At 61.4% G+C, this 26702-nt stretch carries 26 protein-coding genes; 10 read left to right on the top strand and 16 right to left on the bottom strand.

All coding sequences use genetic code 11. From position 1 onward, the window contains the following. Nucleotides 1–167 precede the first annotated feature (167 nt). A complete protein-coding gene (locus tag AB4Z13_RS05135; RefSeq protein ID WP_439014336.1) occupies nt 168–1721 on the top strand; it encodes a helicase HerA-like C-terminal domain-containing protein in 1554 nt (517 codons plus the stop codon). A gap of 104 nt (nt 1722–1825) precedes the next feature. On the opposite strand, the gene AB4Z13_RS05130 is transcribed toward AB4Z13_RS05135, so the two are convergent. The 3 genes from AB4Z13_RS05130 to AB4Z13_RS05120 form a co-directional block, all read right to left on the bottom strand. Beyond that, the gene (locus tag AB4Z13_RS05130) at nt 1826–2128 is read right to left on the bottom strand and encodes an alkylphosphonate utilization protein (RefSeq protein ID WP_183735631.1); all 303 of its coding nucleotides are present in this window, start codon (nt 2126–2128) and stop codon (nt 1826–1828) included. Between the two features lie 173 nt (nt 2129–2301). Further along, entirely contained in the window at nt 2302–2802 is a 501-nt protein-coding gene (locus AB4Z13_RS05125) for a metal-dependent hydrolase (RefSeq protein WP_439014335.1), read from the bottom strand. Between the two features lie 141 nt (nt 2803–2943). Then, complete coding sequence (locus AB4Z13_RS05120) at nt 2944–3357, bottom strand: GNAT family N-acetyltransferase (protein WP_439014334.1); 414 nt, start codon at nt 3355–3357, stop codon at nt 2944–2946. A gap of 381 nt (nt 3358–3738) precedes the next feature. On the opposite strand from AB4Z13_RS05120, the gene AB4Z13_RS05115 reads away from it, so the two are divergent. Then, nucleotides 3739–5256, top strand: coding sequence for an ABC-F family ATP-binding cassette domain-containing protein (locus tag AB4Z13_RS05115; RefSeq protein WP_439014333.1), 1518 nt, complete (start codon nt 3739–3741; stop codon nt 5254–5256). Nucleotides 5257–5305: 49 nt separating this feature from the next. On the opposite strand, the gene AB4Z13_RS05110 is transcribed toward AB4Z13_RS05115, so the two are convergent. From AB4Z13_RS05110 to AB4Z13_RS05100, 3 genes are all read right to left on the bottom strand, one after another. Next, nucleotides 5306–6082, bottom strand: a complete 777-nt coding sequence (locus tag AB4Z13_RS05110) for a VOC family protein (protein WP_439014332.1) — start codon at nt 6080–6082, stop codon at nt 5306–5308. Nucleotides 6083–6194: 112 nt separating this feature from the next. Then, nucleotides 6195–6659, bottom strand: a complete 465-nt coding sequence (locus AB4Z13_RS05105; protein WP_439014331.1) for a DUF1579 domain-containing protein — start codon at nt 6657–6659, stop codon at nt 6195–6197. 33 nt (nt 6660–6692) lie between these two features. Continuing rightward, complete coding sequence (locus AB4Z13_RS05100; RefSeq protein ID WP_439014330.1) at nt 6693–7436, bottom strand: DUF899 domain-containing protein; 744 nt, start codon at nt 7434–7436, stop codon at nt 6693–6695. Nucleotides 7437–7526: 90 nt separating this feature from the next. Here AB4Z13_RS05100 and AB4Z13_RS05095 point away from each other — a divergent pair, with 90 nt between their 5' ends. From AB4Z13_RS05095 to AB4Z13_RS05085, 3 genes are all read left to right on the top strand, one after another. Beyond that, nucleotides 7527–7973, top strand: a complete 447-nt coding sequence (locus tag AB4Z13_RS05095) for a MarR family winged helix-turn-helix transcriptional regulator (protein WP_439014329.1) — start codon at nt 7527–7529, stop codon at nt 7971–7973. Nucleotides 7974–8083: 110 nt separating this feature from the next. Further along, a complete protein-coding gene (locus AB4Z13_RS05090) occupies nt 8084–8491 on the top strand; it encodes a MerR family transcriptional regulator (RefSeq protein WP_007818807.1) in 408 nt (135 codons plus the stop codon). Further along, a complete protein-coding gene (locus tag AB4Z13_RS05085; protein WP_439017179.1) occupies nt 8460–9455 on the top strand; it encodes an aldo/keto reductase in 996 nt (331 codons plus the stop codon). Before AB4Z13_RS05090 ends, AB4Z13_RS05085 begins: the two co-directional genes overlap by 32 nt. Nucleotides 9456–9518: 63 nt before the next feature. Here the strand turns inward: AB4Z13_RS05085 and AB4Z13_RS05080 are convergent, their stop codons facing one another. Continuing rightward, nucleotides 9519–11063: an acid phosphatase gene (locus tag AB4Z13_RS05080; RefSeq protein ID WP_439014328.1), complete on the bottom strand. Its 1545-nt coding sequence runs from the start codon at nt 11061–11063 to the stop codon at nt 9519–9521. Between the two features lie 211 nt (nt 11064–11274). Between AB4Z13_RS05080 and AB4Z13_RS05075 the strand changes: the two genes are divergently transcribed. Next, nucleotides 11275–12573, top strand: coding sequence for a cytochrome-c peroxidase (locus AB4Z13_RS05075; RefSeq protein ID WP_439014327.1), 1299 nt, complete (start codon nt 11275–11277; stop codon nt 12571–12573). A gap of 57 nt (nt 12574–12630) precedes the next feature. Here AB4Z13_RS05075 and AB4Z13_RS05070 read toward each other — a convergent pair whose 3' ends face one another. Continuing rightward, nucleotides 12631–13053, bottom strand: coding sequence for an organic hydroperoxide resistance protein (locus AB4Z13_RS05070; RefSeq protein WP_007818814.1), 423 nt, complete (start codon nt 13051–13053; stop codon nt 12631–12633). A gap of 128 nt (nt 13054–13181) precedes the next feature. On the opposite strand from AB4Z13_RS05070, the gene AB4Z13_RS05065 reads away from it, so the two are divergent. Next, nucleotides 13182–13658 carry a MarR family winged helix-turn-helix transcriptional regulator gene (locus AB4Z13_RS05065; RefSeq protein ID WP_310378109.1) on the top strand — a complete coding sequence of 159 codons (477 nt, stop codon included), beginning with the start codon at nt 13182–13184 and terminating at the stop codon, nt 13656–13658. A gap of 62 nt (nt 13659–13720) precedes the next feature. Here AB4Z13_RS05065 and AB4Z13_RS05060 read toward each other — a convergent pair whose 3' ends face one another. Continuing rightward, on the bottom strand, nt 13721–15121 hold the full coding sequence (locus AB4Z13_RS05060; protein WP_439014326.1) for an MFS transporter: 1401 nt from the start codon (nt 15119–15121) through the stop codon (nt 13721–13723). A gap of 123 nt (nt 15122–15244) precedes the next feature. Here AB4Z13_RS05060 and AB4Z13_RS05055 point away from each other — a divergent pair, with 123 nt between their 5' ends. Further along, nucleotides 15245–16207, top strand: coding sequence for a LysR substrate-binding domain-containing protein (locus AB4Z13_RS05055; protein WP_439014325.1), 963 nt, complete (start codon nt 15245–15247; stop codon nt 16205–16207). A gap of 143 nt (nt 16208–16350) precedes the next feature. Here the strand turns inward: AB4Z13_RS05055 and AB4Z13_RS05050 are convergent, their stop codons facing one another. From AB4Z13_RS05050 to AB4Z13_RS05030, 5 genes are all read right to left on the bottom strand, one after another. Then, nucleotides 16351–17076: a L,D-transpeptidase gene (locus AB4Z13_RS05050; RefSeq protein ID WP_113323165.1), complete on the bottom strand. Its 726-nt coding sequence runs from the start codon at nt 17074–17076 to the stop codon at nt 16351–16353. Between the two features lie 176 nt (nt 17077–17252). Next, entirely contained in the window at nt 17253–18065 is an 813-nt protein-coding gene (locus AB4Z13_RS05045; protein WP_439014324.1) for a L,D-transpeptidase, read from the bottom strand. 147 nt (nt 18066–18212) lie between these two features. After that, complete coding sequence (locus AB4Z13_RS05040) at nt 18213–19136, bottom strand: alpha/beta hydrolase family protein (RefSeq protein ID WP_439014323.1); 924 nt, start codon at nt 19134–19136, stop codon at nt 18213–18215. Between the two features lie 115 nt (nt 19137–19251). Further along, complete coding sequence (locus tag AB4Z13_RS05035) at nt 19252–20877, bottom strand: cisplatin damage response ATP-dependent DNA ligase (protein WP_439014322.1); 1626 nt, start codon at nt 20875–20877, stop codon at nt 19252–19254. Nucleotides 20878–20880: 3 nt separating this feature from the next. Beyond that, nucleotides 20881–21891: a ligase-associated DNA damage response exonuclease gene (locus tag AB4Z13_RS05030; protein WP_439014321.1), complete on the bottom strand. Its 1011-nt coding sequence runs from the start codon at nt 21889–21891 to the stop codon at nt 20881–20883. Between the two features lie 157 nt (nt 21892–22048). Here AB4Z13_RS05030 and AB4Z13_RS05025 point away from each other — a divergent pair, with 157 nt between their 5' ends. After that, entirely contained in the window at nt 22049–22645 is a 597-nt protein-coding gene (locus AB4Z13_RS05025) for a DUF922 domain-containing Zn-dependent protease (protein ID WP_439014320.1), read from the top strand. A gap of 5 nt (nt 22646–22650) precedes the next feature. Here AB4Z13_RS05025 and AB4Z13_RS05020 read toward each other — a convergent pair whose 3' ends face one another. Then, nucleotides 22651–23247: a dienelactone hydrolase family protein gene (locus tag AB4Z13_RS05020; RefSeq protein ID WP_439014319.1), complete on the bottom strand. Its 597-nt coding sequence runs from the start codon at nt 23245–23247 to the stop codon at nt 22651–22653. A gap of 110 nt (nt 23248–23357) precedes the next feature. Between AB4Z13_RS05020 and AB4Z13_RS05015 the strand changes: the two genes are divergently transcribed. Beyond that, on the top strand, nt 23358–24329 hold the full coding sequence (locus AB4Z13_RS05015; protein WP_439014318.1) for a glycerophosphodiester phosphodiesterase family protein: 972 nt from the start codon (nt 23358–23360) through the stop codon (nt 24327–24329). On the opposite strand, the gene AB4Z13_RS05010 is transcribed toward AB4Z13_RS05015, so the two are convergent. Next, nucleotides 24330–26627, bottom strand: a complete 2298-nt coding sequence (locus AB4Z13_RS05010) for a putative bifunctional diguanylate cyclase/phosphodiesterase (protein WP_439014317.1) — start codon at nt 26625–26627, stop codon at nt 24330–24332. Nucleotides 26628–26702 lie beyond the last annotated feature (75 nt).

Genomic DNA, 26702 nt, shown 5'->3' with positions numbered 1-26702 from the left:
GGCGCTTTGTGAGGCGCCTCTTTCCTGCTTTCCCTTTTAACGCAGACAGTTGTCCGTCTCCCGTCGGCTGCTTATAACAGAGAAACGATATTTGCATGACTGTGCGGAAAGAGCATCCCGCATATTCGAGAATTGAGCGGCGGCATCGACCGAGGGAGACATTCTACATGCTCGAGGACGGCAAGATTTTCATCGGCGCAAGCCGCAATCCTGACGACAGCATCAACAAGGGCGAATATCTCGACCTCAAATTCGGCAACCGCCATGGACTCGTGACCGGCGCGACCGGTACCGGCAAGACGGTGACCCTGCAGGTGCTGGCCGAGGGCTTTGCGAGAGCCGGCGTGCCAGTTTTCGCCGCCGACATCAAGGGCGACCTCTCGGGCATCGCCGCCAAGGGCGAAGCAAAAGACTTCCTCACCAAGCGCGCCGAACAGATCGGCTTTACCGATTACGAATTCGAGCAGTTCCCGGTCATCTTCTGGGATCTCTTCGGTGAGAAGGGCCACCGGGTGCGCACGACCATCGCCGAGATGGGACCGCTGCTGCTGGCACGGCTGATGGATGCTTCCGAGCCGCAGGAAGGCGTCATCAACATCGCCTTCAAGATCGCCGACAAGGCCGGCCTGCCACTGCTCGACCTCAAGGATTTTACCTCGCTGCTCAACTATATGGGCGAAAACGCCACCGAGCTTTCCAGCCAGTTCGGCCTCATCTCCAAGGCCTCGGTCGGCTCCATCCAGCGCGCGCTACTGGTGCTGGAACAGCAGGGCGCGGAACATTTCTTCGGCGAGCCGGCACTGAAGATTACCGACATCATGCGCACGTCGAACAATGGCTACGGGCAGATTTCCGTGCTTGCCGCCGACAAACTGATGATGAACCCGCGCCTTTACGCCACCTTCCTGCTGTGGCTGCTCTCCGAGCTCTTCGAGGAGCTGCCCGAAGTCGGCGATCCCGACAAGCCGAAGCTCGTCTTCTTCTTCGATGAGGCTCATCTGCTCTTCAACGACGCGCCGAAGGTGTTGACCGAGCGCGTCGAGCAAGTGGTGCGCCTCATCCGCTCCAAGGGCGTCGGCGTCTATTTCGTGACGCAGAACCCGCTCGACGTGCCGGAAACGGTACTCGCCCAGCTCGGTAACCGGTTGCAGCATGCATTGCGCGCCTATTCGCCACGCGAGCAGAAGGCGGTGAAGACGGCGGCCGATACCTTCCGTCCCAACCCCGCCTTCGATTGCGCCACCGTCATCACCACTCTCGGCACCGGCGAGGCGCTGGTTTCGACGCTGGAAGCCAAGGGCGCGCCATCGATCGTCGAGCGAACGCTGATCCGCCCGCCATCCGGCCGCGTCGGACCGGTGAGCGATGTCGAGCGCCAGCAAATCATGGACCGCAGCCCGGTTCTCGGCGTCTATGACGAGGACGTGGACCGCGAATCTGCTTTCGAGATGCTGGCGGCGCGCGCCAAGAAGGCTGCCGATTCCGACGCTGCCAAGCGGGCGCAGGAAGAGGCGCCGGCGCCACAGGAGGGCAGCACCACGTCAGGCTGGACCCTACCTGGCTTTGGCGGCGGCGATGACGACAAGGCGCAGCCTCGCGGCCGCTCCGGTTATCAGCGCGAAACGGTGGTGGAAGCGGCGATGAAGAGCGTGGCGCGCACGGTGGCGACGCAGGTCGGCCGGGCGCTGGTACGCGGCATATTGGGAAGCTTGAAGCGGTAAGTCTAAGCGGAGCGCGATCTTTCAGATTCGCGCCACGCTGACCTTTGTCTTTGCGCATGTCGTTATCGCAAAACCGCTCCGCACTCTTGCGAGACATGCTTTAGTCACCGCTTACGGACAAATTCCGTGCGCAGGACGAGACCTTTGATCGTATCGTGACGGCAGTCGATTTCTTCGGGATTGTCCGTCAGACGGATCGAGCGGATGACCGTGCCCTGTTTCAGGGTCTGGTTGGCGCCCTTTACCTTCAGGTCCTTGATAAGCGTGACGGAATCGCCGTCCTTCAACACGTTTCCGGAGGCGTCGCGAACCTCGGACGCAGCCTGTGCGGCTGCAGCCATCTCGGAGGCAGGGCGCCATTCGCCTGTCGCCTCGTCATAAACATATTCGTCGTCACCGCCTGCCATCACTTCGCCCTCGATCAGGAATTTCCTCAGTCCATCGACGGCCGCTTATAACGATCGCACGGTGCTGTGCAACTAGAGTGGCAAACAGGCAGGCAGGCGAAATGTGTCCGGCCACGATCAGGGCGTTCCAGCCTTTGCGATAACCGCTGACCTGCGCGCCATCCTCCCTGTGGTCAGGCCGCAGATCGACCAGGTTCGGCGCGTCGGCGGCGCATCAGGAAGAGTGCCAGGGCCGAAAGGCAGATCGAGATTTCCAGCAGGAATGTCCAGTGAAGCAGGAAGCTCATGATCCAGCTGGCATGGGTTGCGGGAACTCGAACCAGCTCGAATTCATGAAAGGAAAAAGGTGCCAACCAAAAGAGCGGTGCCGCGATCGTGTCCATGACCATATGCAGCATGGCGGCGGCGAAGAAGACGCAACCTGCAGCGAGCCAGGCCGAACGAAACCATTTGAGGAGCGGCAGGATCAGGATCGCCGAGACCAGCCAGAAGAGCGGCCAATGCGTTACATAGGCATGGTGATGAACCCGGCCGCCGGAGGCGTAGAAATAGATCATGTCAAAATCCGGCATGACGCTGCCGATCAGCGCTGCCGCCATGACCGCAATGGACGAAGCCCTGCGTCGCGCGGCAGTTCCGAGAATATAGCCTGCCGGCAGATGAGCGATGAGCATGCCGTGCCTCCCTGTGACATCCGACATCGCTAAGAAGCGATTGTGTCGGGATCAAAGCGGCCGCGACATGAAGACTTCGGTGTGGCTGATTTCAGCCGGCACGCTGTGAAAAGGCGGGCAATGGGTAAAGCCGAAGGCTTCCTAGAGGGAAAGCGCGCTCTTCAGATAGGCGGCGGTATTGACGAGCATGGTGGGGCGGCCGCTCTTTTTTGCTTCCTCGAACACCCGCCGCATCAGCACATTGGCGATGCCCCGACCGCGAAAGGCGGGATCCACATAGAGTTTATGGATCTCCATCGCAGCAGTCTCAAATGGTGCGAGCGCGATGCAGCCTGCCGGTGCTCCCTCCCATCTGGCCAGGAACATCATCGCTTCGTCGGAGCTATATTTCCGGGCGAGGCTTTCATGATTTTCGCTGTGGAAGAGCGTCATGACGATCTCGGCGGGGATACCATGATCACGCCCGAGTTCCACATCCAGGGCGCCGAGTGCTTCGCAGAAGCCGGCGGCGATGACGAAATCCTCTGTGCTGCCTGCCCTTGCGATGGAAATCATCCCGCGTCCCCCGATCCCGGATGATGAAGGCCTTTCATACCATCTGAGCGTGTTTACTGCCATCATGATCCCTTGTTTCCAACCGCGAGCAATGGTATTTCCCTCTTGCAACCGAGAAAGAAGGAGGGCTGCGCGTGAATATGTATTTCCGGCATCATCGCCAGCGTGGCCCAGTCAACGCCCTGCAGATGCGTTTGCAGGGCTGACCAGAGACCGTTTCTCGCAAATCTCTTCCTGGTCTGCCCCTAGTGGCACTGCTGCACCTGAATGCCCGTCGTTCAAGCTGCAAGCATTTCATAATCCGCCAAGCATAACGCGCTTTCCGTTGATGGCTGGACGCCCCGGATATGCGCGATCGCTTGGCAAGACCAGGATACGATCATGACCCTCATCAATATCCGCAATCTCGGCATCGTGCTGTCCGCGCCGCTGTTTTCGAAGCTCAATCTCGTCGTCAACGCCGGCGACCGGATCGGCCTCGTGGCGGCGAACGGACGCGGCAAATCCACCCTGCTCAACCTCATGACGGGCAAGCTGGAACCGACCGAAGGCGAAATCACCAGGGCGCGCGGGCTCACCATCGGCCATATGGAGCAGAATGTGCCGCCGGCACTTCTCGATGCCAGTTTCCGTGATGCCGTGCTTCTCGCCCTTCCTCCTGACCAGGCAGACGGCGAAAGCTGGCGTGCGGATGTCGTGCTGGAATCGCTCGAAGTGCCCGAGGAGTTGCGCGAGCGGCCGCTCCGACAGCTCAGCGGCGGCTGGCAGCGGCTGGCACTGATTGCCCGCACCTCAGTGAATGAACCCGACGTGCTGCTGCTCGACGAACCGACCAACCATCTCGACCTCGAAAAGATCGCGCAGGTGGAAAGCTGGCTGAACGCACTGCCGCGCGATACGCCTGTGATCATCTCAAGCCACGACCGCGCCTTCCTCGATGCGACGACCAACCGGACGCTCTTCCTGCGGCCGGAGCAATCGCCGGTCATCTCCCTGCCCTATAGCCGGGCGAGAGCGGTACTCGACGAGGCGGATGCCTCCGATGCGCGGCGCTACGAGAAGGATATGAAGACGGTCGAACAGTTGCGCAAGCAGGCGGCAAAACTCAACAATATCGGCATCAATTCCGGCAGCGACCTGCTGGTCGTCAAAACGAAGCAGTTGAAGCAACGCGCCGAAAAGCTGGAGGAAACCGCAAAGCCTGCCCATCTGGAGCGTTCGGCAGGCGCGATCCGCCTCGCCAATCGCGGCACGCATGCCAAGGTTCTGGTGACGCTCGAGGATGCCGAGGTCACGACGCCTGACGGCACGCTGCTCTTCCGCACGGGAAAGCAGTTCATCTGCCAGGGCGACCGCATCGTGCTACTCGGCCTCAATGGCGCCGGCAAGTCGCGGCTCGTCTCCATGCTGCGCGCGGCGGTCGCCGAGCCGGAAACAGCAAAGGCCGGCATCAAGGCCACGCCCTCGCTCGTGCTCGGCTATGGCGACCAGCTGCTTGCCGATCTCAGCGATGCCGACACACCGCTGCAGACGATCATCCGCCGCTTCGATGTCGGCGACCAGCGGGCGCGCTCGCTGCTTGCCGGCGCCGGCATGACGATCGAGATGCAGGGCAAGCCGGTGAAGCTGCTCTCCGGCGGCCAGAAGGCGCGGCTCGGGATGCTGGTGCTGCGGCTGACGCAGCCGAATTTCTACCTGCTGGACGAACCCACCAACCATCTCGACATCGAGGGGCAGGAGGCGCTGGAAAGCGAGCTGATGGCACATGAGGCGAGCTGCCTGCTCGTCTCCCACGACCGCAGCTTCGTGCGGGCCGTCGGCAACCGCTTCTGGCTGATCGAGCGGAAGAAACTGGTGGAAGTGGAAAGCCCGGAAGGGTTCTTTGCGAGTGTGGGGTAGAAAAACAAAGGGGCGCAAACGACGGTGTTTGCGACCCTTGTCATCGGTGCTACCGCACACCCGCCGAGAGGCAGAAGAACGCTCCCTGCGGGTCTATCGCCTGACAGATCCAGGCCCCTGGGACTTCCACGGGTCCGTGGACCACCTTGCCGCCGCCGGCGTTGATGCGGTCAATGGCGGCATTGAGCGCCGGCACTGTGAAATAGTAGGACCAGAAGGACATGCCGACCTCAGGCGGGCGGGTCATCATGCCGCCGGTCTGTTTTCCGTGCTCGGCGAAGATGTGGTAGACGCCCATCGGACCCATGTCGAAGTCCTGATCCTTCGTCCAGCCGAAGAGCTTGGAATAGAAGTCGAAGGCCTTGGCGCCATCATTGGCGTAGAGTTCGCGCCAGCCGACATGGCCGGGCGTGTCGAAGGGCAGTTCCGGTGGCGGATTTTCCATCGGCAGTGGCGTCATGATGCAGAGCACCGCTCCGTCAGGATCGGCTACCACGGCAAAGCGGCCTATGCCTGGAATATCCGCCGGCTGGCGACGGATAGTGCCACCGTTCGCAGCAAAGTCGCGTGCCGACTGATCGACATTGTCGACGGCGACATAACCGGTCCAGTTCGGCGGAATGCCCTGCCCTTCCAGCTCTGCGGGAAAGGGCATCATGCCGGCGACCCTGACGCCGTTTGCCTCGAAGATGGTGTATTCCGGCTGGTCCGCCGCCGGCATTTTGCTCGACGTCCAGCCGACGACCGAGCCATAGAATCTCGCCGCCGCTTCGGGGTCCGGCGTCATCAGTTCGCACCATATGAACTTGCCATGCGTATTGGACATCGTGTTCTCCTCGGTCCACGCTTGAGTTCTATCTCTTTGTTTTCATGCAATTCCGGACGCAAAACTGCTCTCGCACTTTTGTTGGAATTGCTCTTGATGTGCCCCGGCGATTTCAGCCCTTGCGGGTATATTTGACTTCCATGAACTGCTTCCAGGTGCCGTCAGCTTCCTTGACGCTCGATGTGAAGGTTCTGACGCTGTCATCGAGAAAGGCGATCTGCTCGCGATAGTCGGCAAGGCCACCGCCTTCGAAAGCCGGCCCCCTGGTGTAGAGCGACAGCACATTACCCGAGGGTTCGATCTCACCCTCATAGATCCACATGTAGTCCATCATCGAGCCGATCCAGCTGCCGACATATTTGCCTTTGCTTGGGTCGTAGCCGAGGGTCAGGATCGTCGTCGCCTGCTTGCCGTCGCTCATTTCACCGGCGCCTTCGGCAACGAACCAGATGCCTTGCAGGGAGCGCACGGTCTCATCCCAAGGCTTGTCGCCGGTCATGTCCGAAGCGGCGACGGTCCAGTGACCGACCATTCTCTCCAGGAAAGCATGCTCCTTCAGCACTTCTGCAGTCTTCATCGTCCTTCTCCTCCGGATGATGGATGGCTGGGTCTAGTGGCAGCTGGATGAGGCTTGGGGGGCTTCCTCATATTCATCGTGACGCTTCACGAAATCCATGGTCGAATCTTCGTTGCGGCCCTTGGGCGCGTGATCCAGGATCATCAGCGTACCGAGGATTTCCTCCGCGCCTCGGGCATAGCTTGAATAGGTATGGAACACTTCGCCCTTCTCATTCCGGTAAAAGGCCGAAAGTCCAGGCAGTTCGTCATTGGCGTCAGAGGGCGCTATCGGAGAGAAATTATAAAAGACCTTGTCTTTGGCAAGGTCCTCAGGCGTGAAAGATACGTGATAATCGAAGTTGAAATCGCTGCCGAAGGACGAGACCCACGGGAATTTCCAGCCCATGCGCTGCTTGTAGGCGTCGATCTTGGCAAGCGGTGTGCGGGCGACGGCGACAAGTGTGACGTCGTGGTGATTCAAGTGCGGCAGCGTGCCGTCGAGATGATCGGCGAGGAACGAGCAGCCGGGGCAACCGGCCTCCCATTCGGGGCCGAACATGAAGTGATAGACCATAAGCTGGCTGCGGCCATCGAAAAGGTCGGCGAGCGATTTCGGCCCCTGAGGCGTTTCGAACGTGTAGTTCTTGTCTACTTTCACCCAAGGCAAAGCCATGCGCTCGGCATTCACCTTGTCTCTGAGATGGGTCGCCTCTTTCTCTCTCAAGAGCAAAGCTCGGCGGGCTTCAAGCCATTCCTCGCGGGAAACGGCGGGATTTTGGGTAACCTTGTTCAGCATGATCTACGCCCTCCTCCGGCGCGGCCGGCATTTTCCGGCAGATAGTCTCCTCTTCTTGACTAAATACATTGATATCAATAGAAATAGATCATGTCAAACTCGATCGCGATTCCTTTTTCTACGACGCTTCTGGTGCGGGACACGTGCCTGTGCCTGCATGTGCAGCGCGCCGCCCGTGCGCTCGCAAGGCTGTTCGACGATGCCCTGCGGCCCGTCGGCCTCACCAACGGCCAGTTCTCCCTGCTGATGTCCCTGAACAGGCCGGAGCCGCCGCCTATGGGACCGGTCGCACGCCTGCTCGCCATGGACCAGACGACGCTAACGGCGGCGCTGAAGCCGCTACAGCGCAAGGGTTTGGTCGATGTTGTGCCGGACCCGAGAGACCGGCGCGCCCGCCTGCTCCGCTTAACGGATGACGGGCGGGCAGTCCTGCAACAGGCGCTGCCGATCTGGGAAAGCACGCATGCGGCACTCGAGACGAAATTGCCTGAGGGCAACGGCGATCACCTGAGACGCGACCTGCAATACCTAACGTGACCCTGCAGAGTCCGCATGGGTGGTCGCGAAATTAGCCACAAAAAGCCTATTGACTTAGAGTGCACTCGAAGCCGTAGCTTCCTTGGCGTCGTGACGAAAACAGGTGTTTCATGAAGATCAGTGACCTCGCGAAACGGTCCGGTTTGTCGGCTCATACGCTGCGTTATTACGAGCGTATCGGCCTGCTTCCCTATGCCGATCGCGACCGATCCGGACAACGCGACTACGACGCTTCCATCCTTTCCTGGATCGAGTTTGTCGGCCGTCTGAAGACGACCGGCATGCCGATCCGCGACATGCTCCATTATGCGAAGCTTGCCGATAACGGGAAAGCCACTTTCAGTGAGCGTCGAGAGATGCTTAGGGAGCATCGTGAGCGTGTCCGGGCCCATGTGGCCGATCTCGAAACCTGCCTTCGCGTCCTCGACGGCAAAATCGCCTCCTATGAAGAGGCGGAAGAAAGGATGAGAGATGATAGACTCAACAATGCGGACACGCCGGCTCGGGCAAGGACTTGAGGTCGGATCGATCGGCCTCGGCTGCATGGGCATGAGCTGGGCCTATGGCGCGACCGCCGCCGACAGGGGCGAGGCGATCGCCACGATCCACCATGCGCTTGATCGTGGCGTAACCCTGCTCGATACGGCCGATAGCTATGGCCCGCACACCAACGAAGAACTCGTGGCGGAGGCGATCAAGGGCCGGCGTGATCAAGTCGTACTGGCAACCAAGTTCGGCATCGTGCGCGCAGCTGGGGCGATACCAGGCGTCAGCGCCCAGACAGCAAACGGGCGGCCCGAATATGCAAAGGCATCCTGCGAAGGGTCTCTACGGCGGCTCGGCGTCGACCATATCGATCTCTACTATCTCCACCGTGTCGATCCCGATACGCCGATTGAAGAGACCGTGGGCGCGATGAAGGAACTCGTCGAAGCCGGCAAGGTCAGACATATCGGTCTGTCGGAAGCCCGCGCTGACACAATCCGCCGGGCACATGCCGTGCATCCCATTACCGCCGTTCAAAGCGAATATTCGCCCTGGTCACGCGATCCGGAAGGCGGCGTGTTGCAGACGCTTCGTGAACTCGGGATTGGGCTCGTGGCCTATTCGCCGCTCGGACGCGGCTTCCTGTCCGGCGCGATCAAGTCCGTCGATGAACTCACGCCCGATGACTACAGGCGGACCTCGCCGTGGTTCATGGGTGAAAATTTCAAGCGCAATCTCGAGCTCGTCGCCCTGTTCGAAGAGATTGCGCGCCGCAAGGGCGCAACACCGGCGCAACTGGCTCTCGCCTGGGTGATGGTTCAGGGCGAAAATATCGTGCCCATTCCCGGCACCCGCCGCCGCGCGCGACTGGACGAGAATCTTGGAGCGGCTGGCGTTGATCTTACACCACAGGATCTCGAGGAAATCGCCAGGGCCCTGCCCCGCGCCGTCGGAGATCGCTACGGCGAAATCGGCATGCGGGCGCTCAACGGATAAACATCCGGAAGTCGAAGTCTTCTCCCCAACCTGTGGGGAGAAGACATAGCGTTGTCGCGACGATCAGCGCGACAGATCAAGCGCTGCCGTCAGGTTGCCCATCGGCGCCTCGCTGTTCAGCGCCAACGCCTTATCGCGGGCGAGCAGGCCCGGCAGCACCGGCAGGTCGTAACGGGCGGTGATCAGGCGCAGGATCGAAGTCGTATCATACTGGGTGTGATCGACCATGCCGCCCTTGGCGTAGGGCGAGATGATGAAGGCCGGTATGCGGTTGCCCGGGCCCCAGCGGTCGGCCTTCGGCGGAGCGACGTGATCCCAGAAACCGCCGTTTTCGTCATAGGTGACGATGACCAGCATGTGCTCCCATTGCGGGCTCTTTTCGAGATGCGAGACCAGATCGGCGAGGTGCTGGTCGCCGCTCGAAACATCGGCGTAACCGCCATGTTCGTTGAGGTTGCCCTGCGGCTTGTAGAAGGAAACGGCCGGCAGCTTGCCGTCGTCGATATCCTTGATAAAGGCTTCGCCGCCTAGGCCGCCGTCCTTCAGGTGCTCGGCGCGGGCGGCCGTGCCCGGCGCATAGTTGGCGAAGTAGTTGAAGGGCTGGTGGTGGAACTGGAAGTTGGGCACCGGCGTGGCATTCTTGCCATCGAGTGCTGCCTGCCAAGCGCCGCTATACCATGCCCAGGTGACGCCCTTCAGCGACAGCAGGTCGCCGATGGTAATCTCGTGCTGCGGTGGCAGGGTGTTCGGCTGCGAGGGATCGGCATAGGCTGCATCGCCGTCCTTGGCCGGGGCGTTGGCGCTCGGCTGATAAGGCGGCTGCATGGTGTTGACCGCGTAGAAATCCGGTGTGAGGTTGCCGTCGGAGACGAATTTCGGAGCACCTTCGAGGGCGGATTTCGGTCCGTTGTCGGCAACGGTCAGCGAAATGCCGTCGGCATCGACCTTGGCGATCGTCGGCTTGGCCGGGCTCTTGTCGGCATCCGTATAATAGGGCGCGCAGGCGCAGATCAGCTGGAAGTGGTTGAAGAAAGAGCCGCCGAAACCGCCCTGGAAGAAATTGTCGGCAAGGACGTATTTCTTGGCGACCTGCCACATGGGCAGGATCGAGCCGTCATAATGGCCCATGACGAGGCCACCGGAATCGGCCCAGGCGACGAACTTATCGTTCTTGCCGCCGTCGATCTGCATCTGCTCCTGATAAAAACGATGCCAGAGGTCGCGGGTGATGACGTTTGTCGTCTGGGCAAAACCCTTGGGATCGTCGATCGAGAAGACGGCGTTGGCGAGGTGAGCGGACTGGGCCTCGGTGATGGCGGGCGTGACACCCTTGGCGGTCAGGCCGCCCCAGGAAGGCGGCAGTTCGGCGAGCGGCGCGCCGTCGCGATCAAGCTGCCGTGCCTGGCTTTCGCTTGCATTGGCAAGGCCGTTGGCGCCCGGAAAGCTGCCATAGAGGTTATCGAAACTGCGGTTTTCAGCGTAGATGACGACGATATTCTGGATCTTGTCCATACCGGCGGGTGCTGCATAGGCGGCCGCGGCTGATACCAGCGGCAGCATGGCCGAGCCGGCCAGCGAAAGATTGCGGAGGAGATTCAGTCTGGTCATGGCGGGATACCTCATGGCTAAGGGGGCGTGGCTAGAGGGGCGCCGGGCGGACGTGGAATGGCCAAGCGCAGGCGAGACGCTATTCCCGCCATCTATCAACTTTGTGACATCGGACGGGTTGCGGCTGCGGCCGGTACGCGCGCGTCATCAATCTGTTGCAGTCAGGTTCGATCATGAGGGCCCACAATGTTAACCCATTGGAATCCCTGACATGGCGACGAAGATTATCTGGCTCCTCCGGTCTGGCTTGGCGCTCGGTTTGGCAGCGACAGCGCTCGATTTTGCCATTCTGCCCCTGCGGCAAAGCAGCGCGGCCGTTGCCGGCGGTGTGCATCCCGGCCCCATGTCACGGGCGCAAGCCTATGTCCGCGCCGAAGCGCTGACGGAACTCGGCCGCAAGATGTTCTCCGACACGTCGCTTTCCGCCTCCGGCGTGCAGGCCTGCGCCTCCTGCCACGATCCGCATCACGGCTTCGCCCCGTCTTCCGCGACGCCGATCGAAATGGGCGGGCCGGATATGGACCAGCCGGGACTGCGCGCCGTGCCAACCTTGCGCTACCTGCAGGCGATACCCTCGTTCACAGAGCATTTCTACGATTCCGAAGACGAAGGCGACGAGAGCGTCGACAACGGGCCAACAGGTGGCCTGACCTGGGACGGGCGCGTGGACCACGGTTACGATCAGGCGAAGATCCCCCTGCTTTCGCCTTTCGAAATGGGCAACAAGGATGAGGCCCAGGTCGTCGCCTCGCTCGGCAAGGCGGTCTATGCGGAGGATTTCCGGGAGATTTTCGGCCAGGACATATTCGGTAATGCCAAGGATGCTTTCCAGGGTGCGGTCGAGGCTCTCAGCACCTTCGAGCAGAGCGGCGCGGATTTCTACCCCTACACCAGCCGCTATGACGCCTTCCTTGCCGGCAAGGGGACACTGACTGCGCAGGAGATGCATGGGCGTGAACTCTTCGAGGATCCGGCCAAGGGAAACTGTTCGAGCTGTCATTTGAGCGAGCCCGCCAACGACGGCGAGCCGCCGCAATTTTCCGACTTCGGCTTCCTCGGGCTGGCGGTGCCGCGCAACATGGCGATCCCCGCCAACAGCGACCCTGATTATCACGATCTCGGCCTCTGCGGCCCTCAGCGTGCCGACTTCAGGAACCGGCCGGACTATTGCGGCTTGTTCCGCACGCCGACGTTGCGCAATGTGGCGCTGAAGAAGAGCTTCTTCCACAATGGCTACTTCCATTCGCTGCGTGACGTCGTCTCCTTCTACGCTACGCGCGACAGCGATCCCGGCCGCTGGTATCCGAAGAATGCCGATGGCACGATCCGCAAATATGACGATGTTCCGCAGGTCTATTGGGACAATCTCAATCAGGACCCGCCCTTCGGCCGCAAGCCCGGCGACCCGCCGGCGCTGACGGAATCGGAAATCGACGACATCGTCGCCTTCTTGGGCACGCTGACAGATGCGGACCAACTGCCCGGCCCGACGCAGCAGGCGGCGCATTAATTCAAAAGAAAAGGCCGGAGCAATGCCCCGGCCTTTATTCATTGGTGCTGCAAGTAATCAGGCAACCGTGACCGGAACTTCGGTCGAGGTACGCATGGCGTGGCTGTAAGGGCAGACGATGTGGGCCGCCGCAGCGAGCTTTTCAGCGGTTTCGCGGTCGACGCCCGGGATGTTGACGGTCAGGGCTACTTCGATACCGAAGCCGCCGCCATCCTCACGCGGGCCGATGCCGACGGTTGCGGAGACAGTGGTTTCCTCGGGAATCTTGACCTTTTCCTTGCCGGCCACAAATTTCAAAGCACCGAGGAAGCAGGCCGAATAACCGGCCGCAAAGAGCTGTTCGGGATTGGTGCCCGTTGCGCCGTCGCCGCCGAGTTCCTTCGGCACGGTCAGCGTGACGTCGAGAACACCGTTTTCGGAAACGGCTCGGCCTGCGCGGCCACCGGTGGCGGAAGCTTTGGTCGTATAGAGAATAGGCATAACAATCTCCTGTGGTTGGCCCCGTTCGTTCGGGTTGAGTTTTTAATAACGCCCAATTAAATTGTACGCAAGTGAATTTTGCAAATTGCATTCGGAATTTGAAAAGAGGACAATGAAGACCTCTAGGGATGGCAGAGATGAAAGCGAGACCTGCGAAAGTGATGGAAATACCGGAAGAGGAAAAGCGGCTGGAGAAGCAGCTCTGTTTCGCGGTCTACGCGACAGCGCATGCCTTTACCCGCGCCTATAAGCCCATACTCGACAAGGTGGGCCTCACCTATCCGCAATATCTCGTCATGCTAGTGCTATGGGAAAAGGCCGAACTGCCAGTCAAGACGATCGGCGAGCAGCTCGATCTCGATTCCGGCACGCTCTCCCCTCTCCTCAAACGGCTGGAACAGAACGGCCTCATCAAGCGCACCCGCGATTCCCGCGACGAGCGGCAGGTTATCGTGTCGCTGACGCCGAAGGGTCAGGCGATGAGGGGCGAGGTCAATACGATCATGTCTTCGATCGGCGAGGCGATCGGCTGCACGCTGGAGGAAATGGCGGTCATGCGCGACATGCTGACCCGGCTCAGGGGAAATCTCAACGCAAGCATATAAGCCGGGACTTGATCATCGGCTGAAAGAAGATGCCCGCGCCACCCCGGCGCGGGCAATTTGCATTATTCTGCTGCCTGATAGGCTTGAGGGCGAAGCGTGGAGGTCTTCGGGCCGACAGCGGCAAGCAGGGTGATCAGGATCGCCAGCAGCGCCACGAAGACGATACCGCCGACATAGGGATCCCAGCCGAAGTGCGGGGCTGCGGCGAAGATTGCGGAGGCCGCCGCAAGCACAATGCCGCCGCCGATCTGGAAGGAGGCAAAGAGCAGGCCGGAGGCAAGGCCGGACTTGTCCTCTTCGACATCAGACAATGCGGCAACCTGGATCGCCGGATAGGTCATGGCATAACCGACGCCGAGCGGGATCTGGTTCAAGGCAACCAGGATGATCGGATCGATGTGGCCGACCAGCGCTACCCAGAGGATGTAGCTCGTCGCCTGCAGGCCGACGCCGACAGCCATCAGGCCCGTCGTGCCGCGGTTCTGCGCCACAGTGGCAAAACGCGGCGCCAGGAACATGACGCAGACGCCGCCGAAGGCGAAGCAGAAGCCGGTGGCAAAGGCCGACCAGCCGATGACATCCTGATAGTAAAGCGTCGCGATGAACTGGAAGCCGACATAGGCGCCCTGGAACAAAGCGGCGATGGCATTGGCATGGCTGAGTTTTGCCCTGCGGAAGATATGCAGCGGCACCATGGGATCGGCATGGCGCGATTCGACGATCAGGAAGAGTGCGATCAGCACCACGGAGGCAACGAGCGAACCCCAGGTGAAGAAGTCATTCCAGCCGGCTGCGGCAGCATTGGTGATGCCGAAGACGAAGAGCAGCAGGCCGGGGGTGATCGTCAAGGCGCCCGCCCAGTCGAAATGCTTGCGTCCCTCGCCGCGCCGCGCATCCGGAGGCAGGACAAAGGGAGCGATCGCCAGCGTGAGGATTGCGACCGGAGCGCCCATGACGAGCGTTGCCCGCCAGCTCACGAGGGTGGCGGCACCGCCGAGCACCATGCCGAGCACGAAGCCGGTGGCGCCCGTGGAGGCGAAGACGCCGAGCGCCTTGGCCCGCTTCTCGCCCTCGCCGAAGACGGAGAGCAGCAGGGCAAGTGCTGCCGGGGCGGTAAAGGCTGCGGCGATGCCCTTCACAAGGCGGGCAGCGATCAGCGTCGGCCCGCTATCCACGAAGCCGCCGGCAATGCTGGCGGCCGCGAAGATGCCGAGCGACCAGAGGAAAACGCGGCGGTGGCCGAAGAGGTCGGCGACACGGCCACCGAGCAGCAGGAATCCGCCATAACCCAGCACATAGGCGCTGACGGCCCATTGAAGCGAGGTTGCCGGCATACCAAGTTCGGTCTGGATGGCAGGCAGGGCGACCCCGATGGTGGACACATCCATGGCGTCAAGGAAATTCGCAGCGCAGAGCAGCAGCAACGCCAGGCCGGCTCCGCGTGGAGATGGGGAATTGGTCATCGATCTCAGTTCCTTCTTTGCTGCCGCTCTTGCCGGGAGGCTGGCCGGCGGCAGGGAACGAGAAAATGTACAGCTTCCGACCCTATTGCAAATTGATAGTACCCATGTCAGGTATTACTGGTAATGATGAATGACGTTATCCTTCGCAAAATCGACCTGAACCTCCTGCTCGCCTTCTCGGTGTTGATGCAGGAGCGCAACGTCAGCCGCGCTGCCGAAAGGCTGCTGCTTGGCCAGCCCGGACTTTCGGCCGCTCTCAAGCGGCTGCGCGAGGCGCTTGATGATGAGCTGTTCGTGCGCGTCGGCCGCGGCCTGCAGCCGACGGCGCGGGCGCTCGCCATCGCTCCAGCAATCGAGGATGCGCTCTCCGGCATCGAACGAGCCATCCGCCCGCCCACAGGCTTCGATCCATCAACCTGGCAGGGCGAATTTCGTGTCGGCATGTGCGACAACCTGGAAACCGCCTTCTTCGGCCCTCTGGTCGCGCGGCTGCGCCAGCTTGCTCCGGGCGCACGGCTCGTCGGGGTTGCAGCCGACAAGCGCGATGCGGCGCAGATGCTCGATGACGGCGCGTATGAATTCAGCATCTCCGTTCATGGCGAACCGGCCTCCTGGCATATCCGCATGCCGTTGTTCGAGCAGTGCTCGATCGCCATCTACGATCCGCAGCAGTTGAAGCTGAAGCCGCCGATCAGCGTCGAGGATTTCATCGCCGCGCCGCATATCGCCATCTCCTTTTTCGGCAGCGCGACGACGGCGGTCGATGCCGCGCTCGACAAGGTGGGCCTGAGCCGCAACGTGGTGGCGACCGTTCCCCGCTATTCGGCCGTGCCGCCGGCGCTGAGAGCCATGCCGTCGATCGCCGTCGTGCCGGAATCGCTGGGGCGCTGCATGGCGCAGCTTCATAATCTCGAGGTGTCGATGCCGCCGATCGAGCTGCCGGCCGATCCGGTGTCGATGCTGTATCGGCGGGTGGATAGGGCGGACGAGCGGGCGTCGTGGTTTCGGCGATTGTTTGTCGAGGTGGCGGATAAGGCACTGCTTGCTTCGGGGTGCAGAGCTGGGATTTGCGCTGAGGCGGCGTAACTATCAAGTCAAAAGAAAACCGCCCGTGTTGGGCGGTTTTTTGTTTTGGGCGAGGCACCCTCCGGCCCTGCGCTTGCGCTTTGGGCGTTCGTCACTGCAATCGATTCACTGTATCGATTGCTCGGGCTTCGCCCGACCGTTCCTCACTGCCAAACAACGATCGGGGTTTTGTTGGGAACGCGATCGTAGAGGTCAATGATGTCCTGGTTGAGCAGGCGCACGCAGCCCGACGAGACCGCCTTGCCGATGGAGCGCCATTCCGGGTTGCCGTGCAGGCGGTAGAGCGTATCTTCGTTATTCGAGAAGATGTAGAGCGCACGCGCACCGAGCGGGTTCAGGAGGCCGGGCTCCATGCCGCCGCGGTCGATCGAGTATTTCGCAAGCTCCGGCTGGCGGGCAACCATCTCATTCGGCGGCTTCCAACGCGGCCATTTCTGCTTCCACTGGATCACGCCATTACCCGACCAGGCGAAGCCTTCGCGGCCGATGCCGACACCGTAGCGCATAGCCATGCCGCCGGGCTGGACGAGATAGAGGAAGCGCGAGGGCGTATCGACGACGATGGTGCCGGGCGGCTGGCCCGTCGGATCCACGACCTGCTGGCGATAGTAGCGCGGATCGATCTGCTGATAGGGAACGGCGGGGATGAGGAAACCGCCGTCTTCGATTGGGCCGTACATGACGGCAAGTTCTGCTTCGCCGGGCACGCTCGTCGTCTGGAACGCGCGGAAGGGCGAACGGTAGCTGATCGACATGCCGCCATTTTCGACCGTATTCGAAGTGGAGGCACAGCCTGCCAGCGCGGAAGCCGCTGTCAAAGCCGAAAAGGAAAGAAAGCTACGACGGGAGAGGGGTTTATCGAGGCTCATGACGCGGGACTGATTTCCTTCGTGATACGGGGCTTGCCATAAACGCAGCTCGCCCCTGATTCGTCCAATGCCGAAATCGACAAGGAAAAAATCTATCGGCTTATACTAAATAAACCATAGCATCACGCAGACGTGTCCAGCTCCAGGCAGACGATCTCGCCTGCCCTGTTGCAGCCCTACATCACAACGATCTCGGACTTGGCCGGTACGCGGTCGTAGAGATCGACCACATCCTGATTGAGCATGCGCACGCAGCCGGAGGAAACCGCCTTGCCGATCGACTGCCAGTCGGGCGTGCCGTGAATGCGATAGAGCGTGTCCTGGCCGTTCTTGAAAATATACATGGCGCGAGCGCCGAGGGGATTTGCAAGGCCCGGATTCATGCCGCCATTTTCCGCAGAGAAGGGACGAACTTCCGGCTGGCGGGAGACCATTTCGACCGGCGGCGTCCAGCGCGGCCACTTCTGCTTCCACTGGATCACGCCACGGCCCTTCCAGGCGAAGCCTTCGCGGCCGAGACCGACACCGTAACGCATCGCCCTGCCATTGGGTTCGACCAAATAGAGGAAGCGGTCCTTGGTATCGACGACGATCGTGCCGGGGCGCTCGTTGGTCTGGTAATCGACCTCCTGGCGCAGATATTCCGGATGGATGCGAGTGGCGGGGATGGCAGGCAGCGTGAAGTCGCCGTCCCTCAACTGGCCATACATGCCCATGTCGAGGTTCAGCGGGTTGCTGACTGGCAGACCGTAAGTCTGGTGGAACTGCGTCTTGTAGAGTTCGCGCGTCTGCGGCACCGGCTGATCGGGGATCGGCTTGACGCGGCGCGGATCGACGCCTGGGGGCTCGTAGAAGACCGGCGAGATTTCCTGCACAAAGCGCGCAGGCGAATCGGCTGCGACATCGGGCACGAGAATATTGCAGCCGCTGAGCGTCATTGCGGCAGCCGCGAGCCCGGCAAAGGGGAAAGCCCGGCGCAGAAAATTCATGAAACCACCCTCATCAGCGACAACAGAGATAGCATTATCTGCTCGCAAGATGGCATTCGCGGCTGGCGCGAGGCTGGTGGCCGAAGCTAAAATCAGCTGAAAAAGACTGATGATGCAGGTCCTTGCCGGACCCGCATCGGGCGGCTATCAGGCCGCCACACCGTGGAAGAATTGGATGCTCTGTTCGATCTCGGCCGGCAGCGCCGAGGTATGGTTGCCGGCGACCGTATCGGCTTCAATATGCGTGCCTGCCGCACGGGCGCGCGAGACAAGCAGATCGGCGCGATCGTTGAAGTGAGACTCTTCCGTGCCGTGCAGTACGCGCACCGGGCATTTGAAGCTGTGTGCGTAGCAAAGTGCCGTGCGTACCTCGAATTCATGCGTGTTGGAATCGTCGAAACGGATGTCTTCAGGATAACGGTTGAAGAAACGGAAGGCATCCGCGTTACCTGAAATCGGCACGGCCGCCCGAAAATGATGCGTACTCATCGCCGTCAGCATGGTCAGCGTGCCGCCGACGCTGTGGCCGGCAATGAAGAGGCGCTCGGGATCGACGCCCGGCAGATGGCGCAGGCGCTCGGTCGCGGCGAGCACGTCGTCCACCTCGTCATAGAAGCCTGAGAAATTGCCCATCTGGCCGTTTTCGCCGCGCATGGACGGCATCATCACCACATAACCGGCATCGATGTAGGGCTTCATGAGCTGCCAGTGGCCCATGCCCATGGCATTGCCGCCGTGAAGGAAGAGGATACCGGGCTTTGGCTTGCTCTCGCGCTTGTATTTGGACACCCAGGCCGTCAGTTCCAGCTCGCCGCCATAGCCGGAGCGGTAGAAGATCCGGTCGGCATCGGGGGGTGCTGTCAGCGGCTCATATTTGTCCGGCGCCGGCCCCTTCTGCAGCAGCTTGGTGCGGAAGCGATGGCGGACACTGGCATAGTCATGCTTGGCGAGCCTCGGAACATCGGGAACATCGAAGGCATTCGCAAGCCGAGGCAGCAAAAGAGAGCCAGCCATGCCTGCAAGCAGGCCGCGGCGTTGACGGAAAAAGGCATTTCGTTCTTGCGAGCTCATACGCGGCACCCATCATTTCCCCGGCTCAAAAAATCTGCACCGGAAGAGCGTTGCCGCCAATACACATGCTGTTGAAAACGGGGGGCCTGCGTCATTTTTGCGCAGGCAGATATCGTCAACCCGCCTTGGCGTCGATCATAGCAATGAGCGTGCGCAGGCGATCGGCCTCGTAGGAGGGCTTGTCGGGGCGCAATCTCGCAATGCGAGGGAAGCGCATGGCGACGCCCGACTTGTGGCGAGTGGAGCGATTGATTCCCTCGAAGGCGACCTCCACCACGAAGCCGAACTCCTTATCCGCCCGCACTGCCCTTACCGGACCGAAGCGCTCGGTCGTGTTGTTACGCACAAACTTGTCCAGCACTTCGAGCTCGGCATCGGTGAAGCCGAAATAGGCCTTGCCGACGGGGACGAGCTGTTCACCATCCTCGTCATCCGCCCAGACGCCGAAGGTGAAATCCGAATAATAGCTGGAGCGCTTGCCGTGGCCGCGCTGGGCGTACATCAGCACCGCATCGACATTGTAGGGATTGCGCTTCCATTTGAACCACGGCCCCTTCATACGGCCGGCCTGATAGATGCTGTCGCGACGCTTGATCATCACGCCTTCGATAACGGGATCGGGCGGGGCGGCGCGCAGATCGTCCAGCTCCTCCCAGGTGGAGAAAGGCACTAGAGGAGAGAGGTCGAAGCGGTCATGCGGAGCGCGGTCGATGATTTCCGAGAGCCGATCGCGACGCTCGACATAGCTCTTGCCGCGCACGTCCTGCTCGCCGTCGAAAAGCATGTCGTAAGCGCGGATGAAAGCCGGATATTCCTCCAGCATTCTTGCCGTCACCGTCTTGCGGTTCAGCCGCTGCTGCAGGTCGGAGAAGGTGCGGGTCGGATTATTCGAACGCGCCGTTCCGCCGACCAGAAGCTCGCCGTCGATGACGCCGGAAAGGCTGATCGCTTCAAGAATATCAGGAAAGGCGCCGGAGATATCATCGCCGGAGCGGGAATAGATCCTGCGCGTCTCGCCGGAGCGGGACAGCTGCACGCGGATGCCATCCCATTTCCACTCGGCGGCATAATTGGTGGGGTCGAGACTATCAAGATCACCCTCCTCCACCGGATTGGCAAGCATGACGGAATGGAAGATGGCAGGCGTTGCAAGCACCGGCTTTTCCTCACCGCCCTCCAGCCATTTGAAGAGCGATTCATAAGGCGGCTGCAGGCCGTGCCAGAGGGTTTCGATCTCGGTGACGTCCTTGCCGCCGAGATCGGCGAGCGCCTGCTTGGCAAGTCGCGCGGACACGCCGATACGCAGCGCCCCGGTCGCGAGCTTGATGAAGGCGAAACGGCCGGAAGAATCCAAGCGGTCGAGCAGGTCGCGCACGAAGCTGCGCACCTCGGTGCGGCCGAGCGAATTCATCCTGACGACGACTTCGCCAAGACGCGGCTGGGCGAGTGCGGAGCGGTCGATATCGCGCTCATTGTCCCAGACCAGCGAGATGGTTTCGGCGAGGTCGCCGACATAGTCGTAGGAATAACGGAACAGCACTTCGTCCATGCGCTCCAGCACCAGCTCGCGCAGCATGGCGGGCTTGACGTTGCGCACCTCCAGCGTGCCGGCAATGGCGGCAAGGCCATAGCCGCGGTCGGGGTCCGGTGTGTCGCGGAAATAGTCGGTCAGGAGCTTCAGCTTGCCGTTGCGGCTGGGGGTGAGAACCAGGCGGTCCAGGAGGTCGGCGAAGGCTTTCATGCTTCAATCCCCCTCATCCTCATAGCCCACCAGATGGAGCGGCTTGGCCTTGATGCCCTGCAGCTCGCACCAGCGCACCAGCGCCTCCTCGCGGCCATGGGTGACCCAGACCTCCTGCGGGGCAAGCTCGGTGATCGTCTCGGTCAGTTCCGGCCAGTCGCAATGGTCGGAGATGACGAGCGGCAGTTCGACACCGAGCTGTTTGGCGCGCTGGCGCACCATCATCCAGCCGGAGGCGAAGGACGGCAGCGGATCGTTGAAGCGGCGGGCCCAGCGGTCGGCAAAGGCAGAGGACGGGCCGACGACGACGGCGCCCTTGAAAATGGACTTGTCGCGGCTTTCGATCGTGGCCGGCAGCAGTTCGCCAAGATCGATGCCCTGGCTGATATAATAATCGCAGAGCCGTTCCATGGCGCCGTGGATATAGATCGGCTCGCCATAACCTGTATCGCGCAACAGGCGGATGACGCGCTGCGCCTTGCCGAGCGCATAGGCACCGACCAGGTGCGTGCGTTCGGGGAACTGGCGCAGCGAGGCGAGAAGCTTGCCGGTCTCGTCGATCGGATCGGGATGGTGGAAGACCGGCAGGCCGAAGGTCGCCTCGGTGATGAAGACATCGCAGGGCACCGGCACATAGGCATCGCAGGTCGGGTCCGGGCGGCGCTTGTAATCGCCCGATACGACGATGCGTGTGCCATTCCTCTCGATGGCGATCTGAGCCGAACCGAGCACATGGCCGGCGGGATGGAAGCTCACCTTCACGCCGTTGACGACGAGTTCCTCCCCGAAGGCGACCGGCTGTTCGCTGGCTGAGCAGCGGTCACCGTAGCGGATGCGCATGATGTCGAGCGTCTGGCGGGTGGCGAGCACATTCACGTGGCCTGGACGCGCGTGATCTGAATGGCCGTGGGTAATCAGCGCCCGCTCCACCGGCCGCACCGGATCGACATAGAAGCCGCCTTCCGGGCAATAGAGCCCCTCGGGGGCGGGATAGAGCAGCGCGTCTGGTCTCATGACAGCAAAGATAGTGGGAAATGTGTTTTGCGCCAGAGGGATACACAGCGCCAAATTTAGCAGTGAAGGCGGGCTATGCGGGCCTCCCGTCCATTGCATCCGCCCACAAGCCTCGTTAGCTTCCCCGCGCTGCAGCAGGGAGGCGAATGAGAGGCGCATGCGGACTGTTATCGGATATGGACTACTGGCGCTCGGGCTGATGCTGCCTGCCGCGGCCTCGGCAACCGACTGGCAGCCGAGCGAGGAAGTAAAGGCTTATGCAATCACCGGCCGCACCGGCATGGAACTTTACCGGTCCATTGGCGGACGCGGGCCGCAGGCTGGGCTGGGTCGGGTGATCGCACATACGACTTTCAAGCTGACCTGGACGCGCAAATATGAACAGCAGGGCAGTGCCTGCACGCTGACTTTCGCAAAACCGAAGCTCACCATCATCTACACGCTGCCGAAAGCGCCAATCGACCTTCCGGCGGCGACCAAGGCAAGCTGGGACAGCTTCATCGCCGGCGTGCGCACCCATGAGCGCTGGCATGGCGAGACGATCATCGAGATGGTCAAGGAGATCGAGACGCTGAGCAATGGCTTCTCAGTGCCCGATGACCCCGGCTGCAAAAAGATCAGGCCTGAACTGACGGTACGGCTCGGGGAGCTCTCCAACAAGCAACGCCAGCGCGGCCGGGATTTCGACCGCGTGGAAATGAGCGAGGGTGGCAACATCCAGCAGCTCATCCTGAAGCTGGTGAACGGTCCCTGACCGGTTCAGAGCGCGGCGAGGAAAGCGTCGACGCGGCTCCAGGTGGCCTCCGCCGCCTTTGCATCGTAGTCAGGCAGCGACTGATCGGTATAGAGATGACCGACGCCGGGATAGAGGAAGACCTCCGGGCTGATATTTGCTCTCGCAGCATGCGCACGCCACGCCGCCATCTCGTCCGCCGGCGCGAACTCGTCGGGCTCTGCCAGATGGACCTGCAGAGGAATGCCTTCGCGCGCATTGGCCGGAATGTCTGCGATACCGTGCAGCAAGAGAATGCCGGTCGCTTGCGGTCGGCCCGGCCAGAGGCTTGCGGCGATGCCTGCGCCCATGGAGAAGCCGCCGAGGACGGCGGATGCCGGCAAGTCGGCGACCGCCTTTTCGGCGCGCCTGCAAAGTTCGGCCCAGCCAATCTCCTTGCGAATGGAGAACCCTTCCTCAAGCGTCTGCCCTACCCTGCCTCCGTAGAGATCGGGCGTTACGACCTGATGGCCCGCTGCGCGCAGAAGTTCCGCGGCACTTCGTTCAAGAGACCGAAATCCATAGACCGAATGAAAAAGTGCAATCGCCGCCATCGCTACCTCCCTGTTTTGCGGGGTCAACATAGGGTTTTTGCAACGTGAAGGCGAGCCTTTACCCATAAAAGCCGCAAATGAGCCAAAGAACCACCGGAATCGCTTTCTAGCCATTTGCCGAGGCACGACCGGAGGGGATGATGGGACGGAAGCTCACATATGCAGGCGTGGCGGTTCTCACCTTTGCCGCCGCAATTTATCTCAACAATACCAGCTTTTTAGCCGAACATCGCGAGGGCAAGCCACTGCTTCTGGCGCATCGCGGCGTCGCCCAGCGATTCGACGAGACGGATCTGAAGAACGATACTTGCACGGCCACGCGCATGCTGCCGCCGAAGCATGATTTTCTCGAGAACACGATTCGCTCCATGCGGGCGGGATTCGATGCCGGTGCCGACGTGGTGGAGATCGACGTGCATCCGACAACCGACGGGCAGTTCGCCGTCTTCCACGACTGGACGCTCGATTGCCGCACGGATGGGCATGGCGTCACGCGCCAACACTCGATGGCCGAGATGAAGACACTCGACATCGGTTACGGCTATACCGCCGATGGCGGCAAGAGTTTCCCCTTCCGTGGCAAAGGCATCGGTCAGATGCCGACCCTAGATGAGGTGTTTTCCACCTTCCCGGACAAACATCTGCTCATCAATGTCAAAAGCCGCGACCCCTCCGAAGGCGAAAAGCTGGCGGCCGTGCTGAATGGCCTGCCGGCTGAACGGCGCGCCAAGATCATCGTCTATGGAGGCGACGAACCAATCGATCGCATCAGGCAGCTGGCGCCCGATATCCGCACGGCTTCACGCGCCAGCCTGATGGGCTGCCTCACCGGCTATATCGGCTACGGTTGGACGGGCATTCTGCCTGATGATTGCAAGAATGTGATGATGCTGGTTCCGATCAATTATGCGCCATGGCTGTGGGGCTGGCCGGACAGGTTCCTCAAGCGCATGCAGGACGCAAATACGCAGGTCTTCGTCATCGGCCCCTATCACGGCGGCGGCTTCTCGACCGGTATCGACAATGCCGAACGCTTCGCACAACTGCCCGCCAATTATTCCGGCGGCATATGGACGAACGAGATCGAGACGATCGCCGATCTGGTTAAGTGATCAGGCGCCTCGCGCCAGCAGCATGACGACGATCTCTTCCGGCGCGACAGGCCTCGAGAAGCGATAGCCCTGCGCCTCCTCGCATCTGGCATGGCGCAGGAATTCCAGCTGCGCATCGGTTTCCACCCCTTCGGCGAGCACCGAGAGCTTCAAAGTCTGGGCGAGCGAAATGACGGCGGACGCAATGGCGACGGCGGTCTTATCCGCAGGCAATGCCTCGACCAATGAGCGGTCCATCTTCAACCTGTCGAAAGGAAAGGTTTTCAGTGCGGCAAGCGAGGAATAGCCGGAACCGAAATCATCGATCGACAGGCGGAGGCCGAGCGCACGCAGCGACAGCATGATGGCGAGCGCACGGGCGGCATCATGCATGATGACGCTTTCGGTCACCTCCAGCTCTAGCCAGCGCGCATCGAGCCTATGGCTATCGATCGCTTCGGCGACGTGGGAGGCGAAATCCGGATCGGCAAACTGCTTGGGCGAGACATTGACGGCAATGGTCAGTGGCGTCAGCCCCATGTCCTGCCAGGCGCGGGCCTGGCGACAGGCCTCATTCAGCACCCAGAGGCCGAGTGGCACGATGAGACCGGTTTCTTCCGCAAGCGGAATGAAATTGACGGGCGGTATCACGCCCTTCGTCGGGTGGTTCCAGCGCACCAGGGCTTCGAGGCCGGTGATGCGACCGGTAGCGACATCCACCTGCGGCTGGTAGAGCAGGAAAAGCTGATTGGCGATGATCGCCTGGCGCAGTTCCTCCTGTTCGCTGAGCGGCAGGTCGACGGAACTGCTGACGACGCCGTCGTGATATTGCAGCGTGTTCCGGCCGAGCTGCTTGGCACGGTACATGGCTCGGTCGGCATTGGCGAGCAACTCTTCAGGCGTCGCACCATCCCACGGGAAGGCTGCAATGCCGATGCTCGAGGTGACGGCGATCTCAGTAACCCCGGAGCGCACTGGCTTGGAAATCGCCTTCTGCAGGTCGCGCAGGCGCCGCGTGATGCCGGCATCGTGGCCGGACTGGTGGACGAGCACGACCAGGAATTCGTCGCCGCCGAGCCGCACGACCATATCAGAGGCGCGCACGCAGTTCGCCATGCGGGCAGCGGTCTCCTTGAGCACCTCGTCACCGGCGGCGTGGCCGCTCGTATCGTTGATCTCCTTGAAATTATCGAGATCGATATAGGCGACCGTGACCTTGCGGTTATTGCGCCGGGCCTGATCGAGAATCTTCGCCATGCGCTCCTTCAGGAAGGCGCGGTTCGGCAGGCCCGTAAGATCGTCGTGATGGGCCATGAAATGGATGCGGTCATCGACGCGTTTACGCTCGATGGCGATGCCGGCGATATGGGTGGCGAGCGCCACCAGCTTCATCTCGTGTTCAGTCGGGCGTCGCGTCTCCTTAGAATAAAGCGCGAAGGTGCCGAGCACATTCTTCTGCGAGGTGCAGATCGGCGTAGACCAGCAGGAGCGGAAGCCGAACTGGCTGACCATCGCCCGGAAATCCTCCCAGAGCGGATCGGCCATGACGTCCTCGACGATGATGGTTTCACCACGCCAGGCTGCCGTGCCACAGGAGCCCACCTTCGGGCCGATGGCAACACCGTCGATCATGCGGCTATAGGCGCCGGGCAAATTGGGAGCCGCGCCGTGGTAAAGCCGGGTGCCCTCGCTGTCGAGCAGCAGCACGGAACCGGAAATGCCGGTCATCTGGCGCTCGATCATCAGCACCAGCGCCTCCAGGATCATCGGCAGCGGTTCGTTGCGGGCGATCATTTCCAGCAGGTTCGCCTGGCCGCGATAGAGCTCCTCCTGCCGCTTGCGCTCGGTAATATCGCGGGACACACCGATGAGGCCGACAACCTCGCCGCGATCGTTGCGCAGCGGTATCTTGGAGGTCAGGCGACACATGATGCCGCCATCCGGCAGCGGCACGAGCTCTTCCATGTCGATGCGGGGCTCGCCGCTCGACATGATCTCCTGCTCGACATCGAAATACCGGCGGGCCGTCTCAAAATCGAACAGGTCGAAGTCGCGCTTGCCGGCGACCTCGGCAGCGTTCTCCAGCCCGTGGCTGCGCGCCATGACAGCGTTGGCGAAGACGAAGCGGCCGTCGCGGTCCTTGACGTAAAGAAAATCAGGAAGCTCGTGGACAATCGCCTTGAGGCGGAGGTTCTCTATGCCTTCGGAAAGATGATGGGCAGTCGCCGCCATCATTGCCTCCGTGGCGGCTACGATACGTTGTGTCTCGGCACTGAAGTTATCACCAGATTCCCAACGTCGGGCACCCATTCCATTCATGACGCTGTTCTCTCCCGGTAACCGCAGGCTTTTCCACAATAGTCATAATTGAAACCGCTTTCTAAAATAGCGAGC

The sequence above is a fragment of the Rhizobium sp. YAF28 genome (assembly GCF_052113285.1).
GTDB lineage: Bacteria > Pseudomonadota > Alphaproteobacteria > Rhizobiales > Rhizobiaceae > Rhizobium.
The sequence above is the reverse complement of the archived record's forward strand: the minus strand, read 5'-3'. Positions and strand labels throughout refer to the sequence as shown.